This window comes from Vitreimonas sp., assembly GCF_035627415.1.
Classification (GTDB): Bacteria; Pseudomonadota; Alphaproteobacteria; order Caulobacterales; family Aquidulcibacteraceae; genus Vitreimonas.
Map to the genome: position 1 here is coordinate 103,900 of NZ_DASPLU010000011.1, position 16,582 is coordinate 120,481.

The following is a 16,582-nucleotide window of genomic DNA, read 5'->3' on the forward strand; positions in this document are numbered from 1 at the left end:
CGGCCAAAAGCCGCCTCTACGATTGCCCGTCAGGCCACCACCTTCAGCACCGCGTCCGCCGCAATCTCTGCCGCTGGCTTGCCGCCTCGGCCCATCTTCGCCAACGCGTCGTCCTGGCGGCGGACTTGGTCTTCGCGAGCGTCTTCGTCGTCGAGCAAAGGCGCGGCGGCGCGGGCGATGTTTTCGGACGTGAACTTAGTTTGGATCAGCTCTGGCGCGACTTCGGCGTCGGCCGCGACGTTCATGAGCGTGGCGTACTTGCCCTTGAACAGGAATGCGCGCGCCAGCGCCCAGGTGATCCAGCCGAGCTTGTAGCCAATCACGAGCGGCGCGCCTTGCAGTGCGACTTCGGTGGTCACCGTGCCGGACGCGGCAAGCGCGACGGTTGCCGCGGCGAAGGCGTCCTCCTTCTCGTTCTCCTCGACGATGCGCACGGCCGCGGGCGCCTGCTCGATCACCTGTTTGCGCACGCTCGAGGCGGCGACAGCGATGATGCGCACGTCACGGTCGCGATCGAGCAGCTCGGCGGCCGCCCACAAAGTGGGACCGATGCGGCGAATTTCGGCGCTGCGGCTGCCGGGCAGAACGAGGATAATCTTCTCGTTGGGCGTGAAGCCCTGGCGCGCGCGGAACGCAGCGCCGTCGCCCTGCTGAAAGCGACCCAATGCAGGATGGCCGCAGACCGTGCATGGCAACTTGTAGGGCTCGTAGAACGGGCACTCGAAATCATGGATGCAGATCAGGTGATCCACGGTGGCGGCGAGCGTCTTGGCGCGTCCGGGCCGCGTCGCCCACACCTGCGGGCCGATGTATTTTACGAGCTTGATGTGCGGCGCGGCGGCGCGCACACCTTGCGCAACACGCAAAGTGAAGCCCCAGGAATCGATCAGCACAACGACATCGGGCTGGGCGCGTAGGATCGCCTCGACCGTCGCCGCAACCGCCCTTTTGACGCGCGAATACGCCAGCAGGCCGTCGATGAAGCCGAGAATGGCGAGGCCGCTGATGTCGGCTTGGCTCGGCGCGCCCTCGCCCGCCATAAGCGGGCCGCCGACGCCGGCGAGTTCGATCGATGCGTCGCGGGCTTTGAGGGCGCGGGCGAGGTCGGCGCCGAGTGCGTCGCCGGATGCTTCCGCGGCGACGAGAAAGATTCGCGCGCTCAAGTCTCGCCCATGTCGATCGGGTTGAAACCGTAGACGAACATGCCGGCGGCGTTAGCTGCCTTCACTATGGCGTCGCGACGCACGGCTAGCGCGCCGCCTGCTTCAACGGCAATGCCGGCGAGCCCGGCGGCCGCTGCGCCGTCTACTGTGCGCACGCCGATGGTTGGCAGATCGATGCGGCGCTCCTGGATAGGCTTCGGGCGCTTCACCAGCACGCCGCGCCGCGCGCTGCTGTCGCCGCGGATGGCGAGCGGCAGTTCGGCGACCCGGCGAAGCATCGCGTCTGTGCCCTCCTGCGCCTCTATCGCGAGCACGAGCCCATCGCAGACCACGACGCCTTGGCCGATGTCGAATGCGCCGCTGGCGGCTGCAACCTTCGCGGCCTTGGCGATATCCTTCATGTGAACCGCGCTGGGCGTAATCGCGCCCCATGCGCCCGCCGGCGCGAGCAAGTCCTCCATCGCTTCTTCGACGCCGATGACCCGGAAGCCTGCGCGCTCATGCTCGGCCAGCACGGCGCGGAGAAGCGCGTCGTCGCCCTGCGGCATCGCCGCCAGCAATGCAGGCAGCATGGCGCGCGCGCCGTCGTCAAGTTCGAGCGAAGCGATGTTGGGGCGGGCGACTTGGCCGATCAGAACGACGGTGTCGCAACCGGCCTCACGCATCGCCGCAATGCGCGCGCCCATGGCGCCGAGCCCGTGCGTCGCGCCAGGATGCCGCTGGAGCGCGTCGTCCGCCATCGGCGCGATGCGGGCGATGAAGTAGGGTTGGCCGCTCGCGGCGAGATGCTCAGCGAGCACGACCGGCAATTCGCCGCCGCCCGCGATCAGGCCGAGCTTCTTCCAGCTCTTCACGTCAGTCCCGCGGCATGCAGAGCGGTCGCGCGGCGTCGGCGCGGATGAAGTTGACGATCTCCATCACATGCGGATTGCTCGAATAGGCTTCGACGCAATCTTCCACCCGCTCTTGGAAAGTGCCCTCTTCCGCGAACAGCAGACGATAGGCGGCGCGCAGATCGTGGATTTGTTCGCGGGTGAAGCCACGACGCTTCAGCCCGACAACGTTGAGGCCGCCCAAATGCGCGTGATTGCCGATAGCGGACCCGAACGGGATCAAATCGGTCGTCATCAGCGCCGAGGCGCCGACAAAGGCGTAGCGCCCGACGCGGCCGTGCTGGTGCACGCCGGAGAGCCCGCCGAGGAAGGCATAGTCGCCGACTTGCACGTGGCCGCCGATCGTCGCCGTTTGCGCCATGATGACGTTGTTGCCGACGTCGCAATCGTGGGCGACGTGGCAATTGCCCATGATCAGGCAATCGTTGCCGATCGTGGTGACGGAACGTCCGCGCGCCGTGCCGCGATGCAGCGTGGCGTGCTCGCGGATGACATTGTTGTCGCCGATCACGAGGCGCGTCGGCTCGCCTCTGTACGAGAGGTCCTGCGGCGCGCCGCCCAAGCCGACAAACGGGAAAACGGTGTTGTTCTTGCCGAGTTCGGTGTGGCTCTCGATGAACACGTGCGCGATCAGCTTGGTGCCATCGCCGAGCTTCACGTTCGGCCCGATGACGCACCCAGGGCCGATTTCGACGTCATTACCCAGTTCGACATTGTCGTCGACGACGGCTGTCTTGTGAACCTTGGCGCTCATTGGGAGTCCTGTGGACGATCGGCCTTCATCGCGGCGAATTCGCAGTCGGTGGCGAGTTCGCCGCGCACTTCGACGCGCCCCCGAAATTTGAAGATGTTGCGGCGCTGGAAGAGCACCTCGACGAACATCTCCATCGTGTCGCCCGGCATCACTGGCCGTTTGAAGCGAGCGTTCTCGACCGACATGAACAGGATCAGGTGCTTGGTGATGTCGGCTTCGAGCGTCTTGGACATGAGCAGCGCGCCCGTCTGCGCCAACGCCTCGATCTGCAAGACGCCCGGCATCACCGGCGCGCCGGGAAAATGGCCGGGGAAGAACGGCTCGTTGATGGTGACGTTCTTGATGCCGCGGATCGACTTGTTCGGCACGTAGTCGACGGCGCGGTCGATCAGGAGGAACGGATAACGGTGCGGCAGACGGCGCAGGATTTCGCCGATCTCGATCACGTCTTCCGTGGTCTTCTGTTGCTCGGTCAGATCATTTGCCTTCATCGCGCGCCCCCGCCGCTCTGCGGCTCAGCCATGCTGCCTCACGCAGCCACTTGCGCAGCGGCTTGGCTGGATACCCGCTCCAGACCTCGCCTGCCGGCACGTCTTGAAACACAGCCGCGCCGCCCGCAAGCGTCGCGGCTTTGCCGATGTTGCGGTGGTCGGCGATGCCGACGCGGCCGCCCATGGTGACGCCATCGGCGACCACGGTAGAACCTGAAATACCAGCGAACGCCGCGATGAGAACGCCGCGTCCGAGTTGGCAGTTATGCGCCACATGGCAGAGATTATCGATCTTGGTGTCTTCGCCGATCACGGTGTCGTCGAACACGCCGCGATCGACACAGGAGTTCGCGCCGATGGTGACGCGATCCTGGATGATGACGCGGCCGAGATGGGGCACGTCCACCGGCCCCGAGGCGTCGCCGGCGACGCCGAAGCCCTGCTCCCCGATCACCGCGCCGGCGAGGATGTTGACGTCGTCGCCGATCAGCGCAAACGCGACGGACGCCCGCGCGCCAATGCGGGTGCGGCGGCCAATGGCGACGCCCGGTCCGATCACCGCATTAGCGCCAATGCTTGCGCCTGCGCCGATCTGAGCATTGGCGCCGATCACGGCGCCGACGCCGACGCTCACGCCCTCTTCGAGCTTCGCGGAGGGATCGATCTGCGCTTCCCCCAGGGCGCGCGGCCGCACCACTGCCGGCACGAGACGCGCAAACACGGCGCGGGGCCGCTCCGTGAGAATGAGCGCGCCGGCTTTTGGCGCGAGGTGCGCCAACGCCGGATTGATGACGCACGCTGCCGGCGCCGTCGCGAGCGGCGCAGGAGACTTTCCCTTTGGTTCGAAATAGCAGAGGTCGCTCGGACCTGCCCGCTCTGCGCTGGCGACGCCGGTGACCTCGCGCTCAGCGTCGCCGCCGATATCGCCAGAAGGCGCAAGCGCCCGGACCGTCGCCGGTCCGAGCGCCTCGTAGAAGCGGGGATCGATCATGCGCCCTATCTGGCGCCGCCGAAGCCCAATGTCACGCTGGAGGGCTTATTGGCCCGCCGCCGGCGCCCCGGCCTGCTGCTGCTGGCCGGCGCAATCGCTCACCTGACGGCGGCTGACGCTGGCCGTCCGGGTCGCTTGGTTGCCGTCGAGCTGCTGGATCACCGCCGCCGTGATGTCGAACTCCGGCGCCGATTGGCTGACGTTGCGCGCATCGATGGCGATGCCGGCGCCGCGCGACTGCATCACGCTACGCACCACCGGGTCGATCTGTTGGTCGACGTCGCGGAGCGCGATCAGCTGCGTGCACTCGAGCTCGGCCTGCAGCGTCGCGGCCCGGGTCTGGAACTGTTGCTGACGCTGCGCCAGCGCCTGCGCCTGCGGATTGTTCCGGATCTGCTCGGCCGATTGGTTCCGCAGCGTGTTCTGCAGCCGTTGAGCTTCCTGATCGATGCTTTGGCGTTCCGGCGCGAGCGATTGCGCCTCGGTGTTGATCTGCGTGCGCACGGTTTGAAGCTTCGACTGCAGGTCGCGGCCGATGGCAGATTCGGTGAGCACGCGTTGATAGTTGATCACGACGGCTGTCGTGGACTGGTTGTTGCGGTTGCGCTGCGCCGAAGCGTCAGGCGTCGCCGCTACTGCCGCGACCGCGATAGCGGCTGCGGAAACAATGCTGAACAAACGCATAGTGCGCCTTCTCCTTAGAAATTCGTCCGGGTCGAGAACCGGAATTCTTCGCGCCGATCATAATCCTCGTATTGCAGAGGTTGTGCGAAATCGAACTGCACTGGGCCGAACGGCGAATCCCAGAACACAGACACCCCAGCCGCCACTCGCAGGCTCATCTCGTCGTCGACGATGAGACTTGAATCGGAGTCGATGCTTACGGTTTGCCGGCTCGCCGAGTCGACGATGCCGAGCGTGCCGAAGTCGACGAAAAGCGCGCTGCCGAGCGAGAAAGATTCCGGCAGCGGCAGCGGCACGTCCAGTTGGACCGTACCGATCGCGTAGGCGTTGCCGCCAATAGAGTCGCCCACCGTCTCGATTTCACCGGTGGTGTTGTTGACGACGATCTGGCGCGGACCGATGCCCGCCACATCGAAGCCGCGGAACGACGAGCCGCCCTTGAAGAAACGGTCGTTGATGCGAACGTCGTCGCCGCCCCAGCCGGCGATATAGCCGGCGTTGCCACGGAAGAGCGCGCGGAAGCCATAAGGCAGTCCGTAATAGACCCCGCCTTCCACTTCGGTGCGCAGATAATTCACTTCGCCGCCGAGGCCAGCCACGTCCTGGCTGAACTGCAGGTCGAAGCCGCGCGTGGCGCGGACCGGCTCGTTGCGGCGGTCCCAGTTGAAGGTGAACCCGACGACCGAGGTGAGGAACGAGCCTTCCTGGTCGCAGAGGAACGAACGCGCGGTGTAATTCGGATCGCACTGATCGATCGGCGACGTCGTGACGTCGTTATCGTGATCGACCAACAGGTCGGCGACTTCGGTGTCGTCTTGGATCAGCGAGTAGGTGAGCCCCAGGCTGGTCCGGTCGGAGGTCGGGAAGCTGGCGCGCAGGCCGATGCCGGTCGACTGGTTCTCGAACGAGGATTGATCGAGGAAGTCGGTGCGCAGCGAATAGAGGTCGAAACCGGCAGCCAGTTCACGCCCCATGAAACGCGGCTCGGTGAAGCGGAGGTCGACCTGCTGGCGCTGTTGGCTCGACGAGGCGCGCAGGCGCAGGAACTGGCCGCGGCCGCGCAGGTTGCGCTCCGTGACCGAAACGTCGAACAGGAAGCTTTCGGTCGACGAATAGCCCGCAGCGAACGCGAGTTCGCCGGTAGATTCTTCGGCGACAGACACAGTGACCACACCGCGGTCGGGTTGAGAGCCCTCGGAATCCTCGACCGTCACATCACTAAAGAAGCCCAGTGACTGGATACGCTGGCGCGAACGATCGAGCAGAACGCGGTTAAAGGCGTCGCCTTCGTTGACCCGCATCTCGCGGCGGATCACCTGATCGACGGTTCGCGTGTTGCCGACGATGTCGATCCGCTCGATGAAAACGCGCGGGCCCTCGTCGACTTCAAAGGTGATGTTGACGACGCGGTTCTCGCGGTCACGTTCGATGTTCGGCGTGATCTGCACGTTGGCGTAGCCCACCGTGCCCGCAATATAGGTCATCGAGTCGATAGCGTCCTCGATCAGCTCGCCCCGGAAAACTTCGCCGCTGCGGATTGGAACGGCCGAGCGCAACAAGTCTTCCGGCAAGCGATTCAAGGTCGTCTGGACGCGAACCTCGCCGAATTCGTAGCGGATGCCTTCGTCGACAGTGAAGGTGATGAAGAAGTCGCGCTGGTCCGGCGTCAGTTCGGCGACGGCGGACACGACGCGGAAATCGGCATAGCCGCGATTGTTGTAGTACTGCCGCAGCTGCTCGCGGTCGTACTCCAACCGGTCAGGATCGTAATTGTCGTTCGACTGGAAAAGATTCCACCAGCTCGACTCGGCCGTCACGATCGCGTCGCGCAGGCGGCGATCGGAAAACACTTCATTGCCGATGAAGTTGATGTCGCGGACGCCCGTGACCGGGCCCTCGTCCACTTCGAAGATGAGATCGACGCGGTTTTGATCGAGTTCGCGCACCTGCGGCGTCACCTGGGCGGCGAAGCGGCCGGCGCGGCGGTAAACTTCGATGATGCGCTGGACGTCGGCCTGGGCGCGCGCGGGCGTGAAGACGGAGCGCGGGCGCGCCTGAACTTCTTCCTCGAGATCTTCTTCGTCAAGCGTGCGAAGCCCCTCGAAGATCACCCGATTGATGATTGGATTTTCGATAACGGATACGACGAGGTCCGTGCCTTGCTGCGCGATCTGCACGTCCGCGAACAGGCCCGTTGCGAACAGCGTCTTCAGCGAAAGGTCGATCCGCTCGGCGTCGAACGTGTCGCCGGGGCGCACAAGGAGGTAGGACGTGATCGTCGCCGCTTCGATGCGCTGGTTGCCCTCCACCACGACGCGTCGGATGGCGACGCCGGACTGCTGTGCGGCAGGCGCCTGCGCCGCGGCGGCGGGCGGCGCGGCAGGTTGTCCCTCCTGCGCATAGGCGTCCGTCGACGCGGCGACGAGCGCCCCCACACTGGCGCCTACCGTGGCGACGCCATAGGCCGCGCCGAGCACGACATCCCGCAGATCCAGCTTCATTAAGCCCTCGACGCTTCGGCGCTCCCCTGCGCCGTGTTTTTAAGAGCCCATCCCGTGGCGAAACACAAGGACGCGGCGCCGTTACTGCGCACCCGGAAAGAGCCTCGTAATGTCGTTCCAGGTTGCGAATAGAAACAGACTCGCCATGACGGCGAATCCAGCCCGATAGGCCCACTCCTGAGCCGAGGGCGGCAGCGGCCGCCCGCCGCGCACCGCCTCGATGCCGTAGAAGAGCAAGTGGCCGCCATCGAGGATCGGAATCGGCAGGAGATTGACGAACCCAACGGCCACGGAAAGCACAGCCGCAAGGCTCAGCAGCGACAGCGCGAGCACACCCAATCGATCGAGCCAGCCGCCGCCGTCAACCGTCAACGCCGACGTAGCCACCTGACCTGATACGCTGATGATGCCCAAAGGACCGGCGATCTGGTTGCCCGACTCGCGACCAGAGAACACGGCGCCCAGATAGCCGAGCGTTTGGTCCAAGATGCCCCAGGTGCTCTGAGCGCCGACGCCGAGCGACTCGAGGAGGCCGATGCGCTCGATCACGCGCTCGGATTGCAAGATCAGCGGACGAACGCCCAGCATGCCTTGGCCGGCCGGCGGAGCGCCCGCTTCGCCGGTCGAGGGTGTCGGCGTGGCGTTGAGCGTGATCAGTTGATCGCCGCGCTGCACTTGGAGAACCAGCGGGCGATCCGGCGATGCCAGGACCAGGCTCTGCAGTTCGCTGAAATTCGCGATGCTCTCACCGTTCGCGACCTGCACAATATCGTAGGGCCGCAAGCCGGCGCGATCCGCGGCGCTGCCCTCAGTCACCGTCGCGATCCGCGCCGGAATTTGATCCATCGGCGTTACATCGCGGCCCATGATCAGCGCCACGACTGCAAAAGCGAAGACGGCAAAAACGAAGTTGGTCAGCGGCCCCGCCGCTACCACCATGGAACGCGTCGACAATGGCTGGGCGTGGAAGAGCCCCTTCTTGCGCGCCTCTGCGAGTTCAGCCGGATCCTGGATCTTCTCGCGCGGCGCGGTCGACATGGCGTCCGCGTCGTCGGCGAACTTCACATAGCCGCCGAGCGGCAATGCCCCGATCTTCCACTGCACGCCGTGCTTGTCGCGCCAGCCGAGCAGCGTCTTGCCGAAGCCGATCGAGAAGGTGTCGATCGCCACCCCGCGCCAGCGGGCGACCTGGAAGTGGCCGAACTCGTGCACGAACACGACGACGCTGAGCACGACCACGAACGAGCCGGCGTATATCAGTAAATTCTGTATGCCCTGCAGCACATCCGGCATTCGAACGCTTCCTTCCCGCGCCTGTTCTGGTGTTTGGAGCGCCCGTCAGCCTTAGGCTGCCGCCAGACTTCCCGCAATCCGTCGCGCCGCGCCGCGCGCGGCCTGATCCACCACCGCCACCTCATCGAATGAAGTGGGCGATTTTGCGATAGAAGCTGCTCCGCTCCCCTCCAGCACTGACATCGATTCTTCGACTATGCGGCAGATGTCGAGAAAGCCGATTCGCCCCCCCAGGAAGGCCTCGACCGCAACCTCGTTGGCCGCCGAAAGCGCAGTCGTGGCGGCCGCGCCCGTGTCGAGCGCCGCCCGGGCCAGCAATAGGGCCGGAAATTTGCCGGTATCCGGCGCCTCAAACGTCAGCGCCCCGACCTTGGCGAGATCCAGGCGTGCGGTCGAAAGATGAGCGCGATCAGGCCAGGTGAGCGCATAGCCGATCGGAATGCGCATGTCCGGCGAACCCAACTGCCCGAGCACGGAGCCGTCCAGGTAGTGGACGAAACTGTGCACCACGCTTTCGGGATGCACTAGGATTTCGATCTTTTTTGATGGAAAACCAAATAAATATGATGCCTCGATTAGTTCCAGGCCCTTGTTCATCAGGGTGGCGCTGTCGACCGAAATCTTGCGACCCATGCTCCAGCGCGGATGCGCGCAGGCTTGGTCGGGCGTGGCCGCGGCCATGGCTTCGCGACTGGAGGTGCGGAAGGGACCGCCAGACGCTGTGAGGGTTAGCTTCTCCACCCGATCGGGGTGGGTCAGCACCTGGAAGATCGCGTTGTGCTCGGAGTCAACCGGCAGCAGGCGCGCGCCGTGCCGTTTGGCCGCCTCGATGAAGAGCGGTCCAGCGCAGACCAGACATTCCTTGTTGGCGAGCGCCACAGTCGCGCCGCGGCGGACGGCGGCCATGGTCGGCTGCAGGCCGGCCGCACCGACGATGGCGGACATGACCCAACCGGCCGGCCGGGCGCCAGCCTCTTCCAGTGCCGACGGTCCTGCCCCTACCTCGACCCCGAGGCCGGCCAGCGCCTCTCGCGCGGCCCCCAGCTGGCCCGGCTCGGCGACCGCCGCGAATTTCGGCCGGAGCCGACGGCAAGTTGCGGCGAGCAGTTCGAGGTTGCCCCCTGCCGTGACGGCTTCGATGTCGAGTTCAGCGCCTTGCCCACGCAGTTCTTCAATCACGTCAAGCGTCGATTGGCCGATGGACCCAGTGACGCCGAGGATCGAGATCGACCGCGGGCTCACAGCCCGGCCCCAAAAAAGAGCGCGGTCGCATCCGGGCCGAAGGCAAGCGCGGCGCCGACGAGCAGCGTCGCCGCCATAAGGCTGTCGATGCGGTCGAGCACGCCGCCATGACCCGGAATCAGGCGGCTCGCGTCCTTCACGCCGAACCGGCGCTTGAGGAAGGATTCAAACAAGTCGCCCATGAGTCCCGTAAAAGCGATCAACGCGCCAATGAGCAACCATGCCACGCGGAACTCGGCGCCGACGTGAAACAGATAGCCGCAGCCGAATCCGGCAAGCGCACCGGCGGTGGTGCCGGTGACGATGCCCGACCAAGTCTTATTCGGCGATAGTCCCGCCGCGATCTTCGGTCCCCCCATCATCTTGCCGCCGAAGTAGGCGAAAATGTCCGAGGCCCAAATGATCGCAAACAGCGCGAGGATGGTCTCGAGCCCCTCCGGGCCGCGATCGCGCAACCAGAGGAACAAGGCGGCTGGGAACCCGATGTAAACGGCGCCGCCAGCGGTTTCGATCGCGCCGGTGAGGGTGCGCCGGCGCAGCGCCGAGGCCAGCGCGCACAGCACCAGCCAGCCGAACGCATACGTAAGCTGCTGCCAGCTCGAGAACATCACCGCCCCGAGCGAGCCGGCGAGCGAAAACACGAACGCCGGCATGATCGCGTTCGGTTCGCTCATGCGCGCCCACTCGTAGCTCATCGCCACGACCGCTGCGCCGCAAGCTGCGGCCAGCCAAGGTCCGCCCAGATAGGCCGCCGCCAGCGCTGCGCTCGCAAGCACAACACCGGACGCGATACGAGCGCCCAGATCGGACCAGTCGCTCCGCTCACGAAGAGCTTGGGCCGGTTCAGGGCTGCTCAGCGTCGCTTCCTCCGAAACGCCGCTCGCGGCGATGGTACGCGCCGATCGCCGCTTGCAGCGCGGCCTTGTCGAAGTCGGGCCAGAGCACGTCGACGAAGACCAGTTCGGCGTAGGCCGCTTGCCAAAGCATGAAGTTGGAGAGGCGCAGTTCGCCCGAGGTGCGGATCAGGAGATCCGGCGCCGGCAGACCGGCCGTGTCGAGGTAGCTTTCGAAGCGGTCGACACTCACGTCCTGCGGCGCGAGCTTGCCGGCGGAGACATCCTCCGCGATGCGGCGGGCGGCGCGGGCGATTTCGTCCTGACCGCCATAGTTGAAAGCGATGATGAGGTGTTGCGCGTCGTTGTGCCTCGTCTTCGCTTCCGCTTCTTCGATGATGCGCGCGATGTCCGCCTGCAGCCCCTCGCGCGAACCGATGACGTGCACGCGCACGCCTTCCTTCACCAGCCGATCCAGATCGCGCGCGACATAGAGCCGAAGCAGATCGAACAGGGCGTTGATCTCTTCCATCGGCCGGCGCCAGTTCTCGGTCGAGAATCCAAACACCGTGAGATAGCGAACGCCCAATTCGCCGGCGGCCTCGACCGTGCGACGCAATGCTTCGACGCCCTCGCTATGGCCGAACGTGCGCGGCCGGTGGCGCTGTTTCGCCCAGCGGCCGTTGCCGTCCATGATGATGGCGATGTGGCGCGGCGTGTCGGCCGGTACTGCGGTGGGAGAGGGCTGCGCCATTTTTAGGTGCTAGGTTTTAGGTGTTAGGTTTTAGGAGCCTGGCCCCGGACGCGCGCGTCCCTAGAACCTAACACCTAAAACCCAGCACCTAAACCTGCGTGATCTCCTCTTCCTTGTGCCGGAGCAGATCGTCGATCTTCTTAATGTGATCGTCGGTCGCCTTCTGCACTTCAGCGCCGAGCTTCTTGTGTTCGTCCTCGCTGATGGCGTGATCCTTCTCGAGCTTCTTCAGATGATCCATCGCATCGCGGCGGATGTTGCGTACGGCGACGCGCTGCTGCTCGGCATATTTGCCCGCGACCTTCGCCAGCTCTTGCCGGCGTTCGCCCGTGAGCGGCGGGATCGGAATGCGCAGCGTCTGGCCGTCGACGATCGGATTGAGCCCGAGATTGGCGCCGCGGATCGCCTTGTCCACTGCGGACACCACAGCCTTGTCCCAAACGTTGACCGAGATCATGCGCGGTTCGGGCACGCTGACGCTGGCCACCGACGTGAGCGGCGAGACCGCGCCGTAAGCTTCGACAGTTATCGGATCCAGCAGCTGCGGCGAGGCGCGGCCGGTGCGCAGGCCGCCGAACTCGTGCTGCAGAGCGGCAAGTGCGCCGTCCATGCGCTTCTTGTACTCGTCGATCTTGAAGGGCGCGGGTGCGGCCATGGTGTTTGTCCCTAGTCGGTGATGGTGGTGCAGACGCCGCGGCCGGCCAGCACATCAGCGAGGCCGCCGCGCTTGTGAATTGAGAAGACGACGATGGGGATGCCGTTGTCGCGCATCAGCGAGATGGCGGAAGCGTCCATGACTTTCAGATCGCGCGCCAACACTTCGTGATAGCTGAGTGTATCATAACGGGTCGCGGCCGGATCCTTCTTCGGATCGGCGGTGTAGACGCCGTCGACCTGCGTGCCCTTGAGCAGCGCATCGCAGCCCATTTCGGCCGCGCGGAGGGCGGCCGCCGTGTCGGTGGTGAAGAACGGGTTGCCCGTGCCGGCCGCGAAGATGACGATGCGGCCCTTCTCCATGTGCCTGAGGGCGCGGCGCCGGATGTAGGGCTCGCACACCGTCACCATCGGGATGGCGGAGAGCACACGCGCCTCGCCGCCCAGACCTTCGATCGCGTTCTGCATGGCGAGCGCGTTCATGACGGTCGCCAGCATGCCCATGTAGTCGGCGCTTGCGCGTTCCATCCCCTTGGCGGCGCCCTGGACGCCGCGGAAGATGTTTCCGCCGCCGATGACAAGGCAGATTTCCGCCCCGTTCTTGGCCGCATCGAGCACCTCTTGCGCGATGCGGCCGCAGACATTGGTGTCGATACCGTACTGCCCCTCGCCCATCAGCGCCTCGCCGGAAATCTTCAGCAGGACGCGCTTGTAGGCGCGCGGGGCAGTGTCGGATCGCTCGGCAAGGCTCATGGGGCGACTCTATAGACCAGGGCCGGGCGGCAAGTCAGCCAATCAGCGCCCGAAAATGCAAAAGGGGCGCGAGCTTTGCGGCCCGCGCCCCTTCATTTCGTTTAAAGGCAGGATCAGTTCGGCTTCTGCATCGCCGCCACTTCGGCCGCGAAGTCATCCACCTTCTTTTCCACACCCTCGCCGACGGCGAAGCGGACGAAGCCCTTTACCGTGATCGGCGCGCCGGCCGCCTTGGCGGCCTCCGCGATCGCCGCTTCGACACTTTGATCCGGGTTCAGCACGAAGGCCTGCTTGGTCAGCACGGACTCTTCGAAGAACTTCCGCATCCGGCCTTCCAGCATCTTGTCCAGCACTTGCTGCGGCTTGCCTTGGGCCTTCGGGTCTTCCTTGATCTGCTCGGCGATCACGGTCTTCTCGCGCTCGACGCGATCGGCCGGGATTTCGCTTTCGCTAAGCGCCAGCGGATTGGCCGAGGCGATGTGCATGGCGATCTTCTTGCCGAGGCTCTCGAGCGCGGCCTTATCGCCGGTCGACTCGAGCGCCACCAGCACGGCGATGCGACCGAGCGTTTCGGAGCCGTCCACCTTGGCGTGGACGTACGAGCCGATCACGCCGTTATCGACCTTGAGCTTCGCCGAACGGCGCAACGTGATGTTCTCGCCGATCGTCGCGATCAGTTGCGTGACCGCTTCGGAGACCTTCTGCCCGGCGTGCTGGGCATCGAGCAGCGCCTGGTGATCGTTGGCCTTCAGGGCGATCTTCGCGAACGCGTCCGCCGCCTTCTGGAAGTCGGCGTTGCGGGCGACAAAGTCGGTTTCCGAGTTGAGCTCGATCACCGCGCCTTCGTTGCCCTGGACCGCCATTGCGACAATGCCTTCCGCGGCGGCGCGATCCGCCTTCTTCGCCGCCTTCGACAGACCTTTCGCGCGCAGCCAATCGACCGCCGCCTCGAGGTCGCCGTTGGTTTCGGCCAGCGCCTTCTTGCAATCCATCATGCCGACGCCGGTCTTTTCGCGCAGGTCCTTGACCAGCGCAGCGGTGATTTCCGCCATTTCTGTACTCCTACGTGTGTTTCTTAGCGTCAGTAGTTCGCGCCGGTCGGCCCATCGATGGGGCTTTCGACGGGGGTGGTGTCGCGCGGACGTTCGCGCACGGCCGGCTCGACCGGCGGACGCGACGAGGCGCCGATATCGACGCCGCCGCGCACTTGGCTCTCGGTGAGGCCGTCGAGCACTGCGTCCGCGATCAGATCGCAGTAGAGCTGGATCGCGCGCGCCGCGTCGTCATTGCCCGGGATCGGATACGTGACTTCATCCGGATCGCAGTTCGAGTCGACGACGGCGACGACCGGAATGCCGAGCTTCCTCGCCTCCTGGATCGCAATCGCTTCCTTGTTGGTGTCGATCACGAACATCAGGTCCGGCACGCCGCCCATCGCGGCGATGCCGCCGAGCGAACGATCGAGCTTGTCGCGCTCGCGCTCGAGATTCAGCGCTTCGCGCTTGGTGAGGCCAACGGCGCCGCCCGCGAGCGTCGCTTCCAACTCGCGCAGACGCGCGATCGATTTCGACACGGTTTGCCAGTTGGTGAGCGTGCCGCCCAACCAGCGCTGGTTGATGTAATACTGCGCCGAGCGCTGCGCGGCGGCTTTGATGTGGTCCGCAGCCTGGCGCTTGGTGCCGACGAAGAGCACGCGGCCGCCATTGGCGGCGACTTCACGAACCTTCAGCAGCGCTTGGTGCAAAAGCGGCACCGTCTGCGAAAGATCCAGAATGTGGATATTGGACTTCTCGCCGAAAATGTAGCGGTCCATCTTCGGGTTCCAGCGGTGGGTCTGGTGTCCGAAGTGCGCGCCAGCTTCCAACAGCTGACGCATAGAAAATTCAGGCAGCGCCATCGTATCGTTCCTTTTCCGGTTTGCCGCCGCGGAAGAGACCTTGGTTCCCAAGGACCGGATGGAGGAAACGGCCGCTTTCAGACCGCTCCGCCGCTCCCGCGTGCGAAGTGAGGGGCGGATATAGAGGCTTGCCCTTGCAGGCGCAAGGGAACCCGGCGGCAGGTCAGTTAAGCTTTTTCGGCGGGGTCGGCGCTAGCGCTGACGGTAAAGGCGCGGCGGGAATTCCCTCCTCCGCAAGCTGCTCCGCCTGCTCAGGCGTGGCTTCGCCCCAGATCGCCCGTTCCTCGGCCTCGCCCGCGTGCATCTTGCGCGCCTCGTCAGCGAACTTGTCGCCGACATAATCGAAATTCTCTTTGATGTGCTCGCGCACCTTGGCCGCCATCGCCATGGCCACAGCCCGCTCGTTGCGGGCGTCCTTTTTCCGGCCGGTGACAACTGCCGGCGCCATAGGCGCCTTAGCGACATGCTTGGAGCCGCAATGCGGGCACTCGACCAAGCCCGCCTCGGCCTGCTTGTCGTAGTCGGCGATCGAGCCGAACCACGCTTCGAACTCGTCGCCGTTCTCGCATCTGAGATCGTAGCGGATCATGGGCCGGCGAAGTCCCTGCCGCCTTGCCACGCCGGAATCTTCGCGCGTGCGGCGGCGACCTGGTCGAGATCAAGATCGGCGACGATAACGCCAGGCTCGTCGTGATCGAGCTTGGCCAGCACTTTGCCCCAGGGATCGATGATCATCGAATGGCCCCAGGTGGCGCGGCCGTCTTCATGCCGACCGCCTTGCGCAGGCGCGATCACGAACGCCGCGGTTTCGATCGCCCTGGCCCGCAGCAGCGTTTCCCAATGCGCCTCGCCCGTCGGCACGGTGAAGGCGGCGGGCACGGCGATGATGTCCGCGCCGGCGCGGGCGAGCGCCGCATAGAGCGGCGCGAAGCGCACGTCGTAGCAGATGGTGAGACCAATCTTCGCGCCCATGGGCCCTTCGACGAGCACCGCTTTGGAGCCGCCTTCGACCGTGTCGCTCTCGCGGTAATTCTCGCCGCCGCCCAGCGTCACATCGAACAGATTGATCTTGTCGTAGCGCGCCGCGACCCTGCCGTCCGGATTGAACAGGAACGAGCGGTTGAACACCTTGCCGGCGCCTGCGGCAATCGCGCCTGAGCCGAGCAGCAGCCAAACGCCAAGCTCCTGCGCGGTGCGCGCCCAGGCCTTTAGCTCAGGATCGCCCTCTTCGGGCCCGACTGAGGCAAGCATGCGCTGCCGGTCGCGATCGAGGCGAAGCGTATTCTCAGGTGTGGCGATGAAGCGCGCCCCGGCGGTCGCGGCCTCCCGCAGCAACGGCATGGCTTGGGCGCGGTTCGCCGCGGGCTCCAGCCCCGAACGCAATTGAACCGCCGCTACCCGCAACTTCCGTGTCATGATCCCGCCAACAACGGATCCAATGCGCCACGTTGTTCCAGCGCGTGCAAGTCATCGCACCCGCCGACGTGCGTGTCGCCGACGAATATCTGCGGAAACGTCCACCGCCCGGAGCGCTGGATCATCTCCTGACGCTTGTCCGGGTCGCTGGCGTCGATTTCCGTGACCCGGGCGCCCTTGCGTTCGAGCAGGGCCAGCGCCCGCGTGCAGTAGGGGCAGAACGCGCGCGTATAGACCGTGACCGACTTCATCCGACTCAATCC

18 protein-coding genes are annotated in these 16,582 nt (G+C 65.3%); all 18 read right to left on the minus strand.

Annotated features, from left to right (window positions below):
* Positions 1–29: 29 nt before the first annotated feature.
* The 18 genes from lpxB to grxC all read right to left on the minus strand — a co-directional run bounded on the left by lpxB (position 30) and on the right by grxC (position 16,570).
* Positions 30–1,163, minus strand: coding sequence for a lipid-A-disaccharide synthase (lpxB, locus tag VEA80_RS08505; protein WP_325060287.1), 1,134 nt, complete (start codon positions 1,161–1,163; stop codon positions 30–32).
* A complete protein-coding gene (locus VEA80_RS08510) occupies positions 1,160–2,017 on the minus strand; it encodes an LpxI family protein (protein WP_325060289.1) in 858 nt (285 codons plus the stop codon). Before VEA80_RS08510 ends, lpxB begins: the two co-directional genes overlap by 4 nt.
* A gap of 1 nt (position 2,018) precedes the next feature.
* Entirely contained in the window at positions 2,019–2,810 is a 792-nt protein-coding gene (lpxA, locus tag VEA80_RS08515; protein ID WP_325060290.1) for an acyl-ACP--UDP-N-acetylglucosamine O-acyltransferase, read from the minus strand.
* Positions 2,807–3,301 (minus strand): 3-hydroxyacyl-ACP dehydratase FabZ, encoded by a 495-nt coding sequence (gene fabZ / locus VEA80_RS08520; protein ID WP_325060291.1) that lies wholly within the window; start codon positions 3,299–3,301, stop codon positions 2,807–2,809. Before fabZ ends, lpxA begins: the two co-directional genes overlap by 4 nt.
* On the minus strand, positions 3,288–4,292 hold the full coding sequence (gene lpxD, locus VEA80_RS08525) for a UDP-3-O-(3-hydroxymyristoyl)glucosamine N-acyltransferase (protein ID WP_325060292.1): 1,005 nt from the start codon (positions 4,290–4,292) through the stop codon (positions 3,288–3,290). The genes fabZ and lpxD overlap by 14 nt, the downstream gene beginning before the upstream one ends.
* 45 nt (positions 4,293–4,337) lie before the next feature.
* The gene (locus tag VEA80_RS08530) at positions 4,338–4,976 is read right to left on the minus strand and encodes an OmpH family outer membrane protein (protein WP_325060293.1); all 639 of its coding nucleotides are present in this window, start codon (positions 4,974–4,976) and stop codon (positions 4,338–4,340) included.
* Positions 4,977–4,990: 14 nt separating this feature from the next.
* Entirely contained in the window at positions 4,991–7,477 is a 2,487-nt protein-coding gene (gene bamA, locus VEA80_RS08535) for an outer membrane protein assembly factor BamA (RefSeq protein ID WP_325060294.1), read from the minus strand.
* A gap of 81 nt (positions 7,478–7,558) precedes the next feature.
* Complete coding sequence (locus VEA80_RS08540; RefSeq protein WP_325060295.1) at positions 7,559–8,770, minus strand: RIP metalloprotease; 1,212 nt, start codon at positions 8,768–8,770, stop codon at positions 7,559–7,561.
* 51 nt (positions 8,771–8,821) lie between these two features.
* Positions 8,822–10,012: a 1-deoxy-D-xylulose-5-phosphate reductoisomerase gene (gene dxr / locus VEA80_RS08545; RefSeq protein WP_325060296.1), complete on the minus strand. Its 1,191-nt coding sequence runs from the start codon at positions 10,010–10,012 to the stop codon at positions 8,822–8,824.
* Positions 10,009–10,902, minus strand: coding sequence for a phosphatidate cytidylyltransferase (locus VEA80_RS08550; protein WP_325060326.1), 894 nt, complete (start codon positions 10,900–10,902; stop codon positions 10,009–10,011). The genes dxr and VEA80_RS08550 overlap by 4 nt, the downstream gene beginning before the upstream one ends.
* Positions 10,856–11,599, minus strand: coding sequence for an isoprenyl transferase (locus tag VEA80_RS08555; RefSeq protein WP_325060297.1), 744 nt, complete (start codon positions 11,597–11,599; stop codon positions 10,856–10,858). The genes VEA80_RS08550 and VEA80_RS08555 overlap by 47 nt, the downstream gene beginning before the upstream one ends.
* Positions 11,600–11,687: 88 nt before the next feature.
* Positions 11,688–12,254 carry a ribosome recycling factor gene (gene frr / locus VEA80_RS08560; protein WP_325060298.1) on the minus strand — a complete coding sequence of 189 codons (567 nt, stop codon included), beginning with the start codon at positions 12,252–12,254 and terminating at the stop codon, positions 11,688–11,690.
* An 11-nt stretch (positions 12,255–12,265) separates the two neighbouring features.
* Positions 12,266–13,006, minus strand: a complete 741-nt coding sequence (gene pyrH / locus VEA80_RS08565) for a UMP kinase (protein ID WP_325060299.1) — start codon at positions 13,004–13,006, stop codon at positions 12,266–12,268.
* Positions 13,007–13,119: 113 nt separating this feature from the next.
* On the minus strand, positions 13,120–14,058 hold the full coding sequence (tsf, locus tag VEA80_RS08570) for a translation elongation factor Ts (protein WP_325060300.1): 939 nt from the start codon (positions 14,056–14,058) through the stop codon (positions 13,120–13,122).
* A 29-nt stretch (positions 14,059–14,087) separates the two neighbouring features.
* The gene (gene rpsB / locus VEA80_RS08575) at positions 14,088–14,903 is read right to left on the minus strand and encodes a 30S ribosomal protein S2 (RefSeq protein ID WP_325060301.1); all 816 of its coding nucleotides are present in this window, start codon (positions 14,901–14,903) and stop codon (positions 14,088–14,090) included.
* 163 nt (positions 14,904–15,066) lie between these two features.
* Complete coding sequence (locus VEA80_RS08580) at positions 15,067–15,492, minus strand: DUF1178 family protein (RefSeq protein WP_325060302.1); 426 nt, start codon at positions 15,490–15,492, stop codon at positions 15,067–15,069.
* Complete coding sequence (locus VEA80_RS08585; RefSeq protein WP_325060303.1) at positions 15,489–16,319, minus strand: carbon-nitrogen hydrolase family protein; 831 nt, start codon at positions 16,317–16,319, stop codon at positions 15,489–15,491. The genes VEA80_RS08580 and VEA80_RS08585 overlap by 4 nt, the downstream gene beginning before the upstream one ends.
* Positions 16,316–16,570: a glutaredoxin 3 gene (gene grxC / locus VEA80_RS08590; RefSeq protein ID WP_325060304.1), complete on the minus strand. Its 255-nt coding sequence runs from the start codon at positions 16,568–16,570 to the stop codon at positions 16,316–16,318. Before grxC ends, VEA80_RS08585 begins: the two co-directional genes overlap by 4 nt.
* Positions 16,571–16,582: the final 12 nt, after the last annotated feature.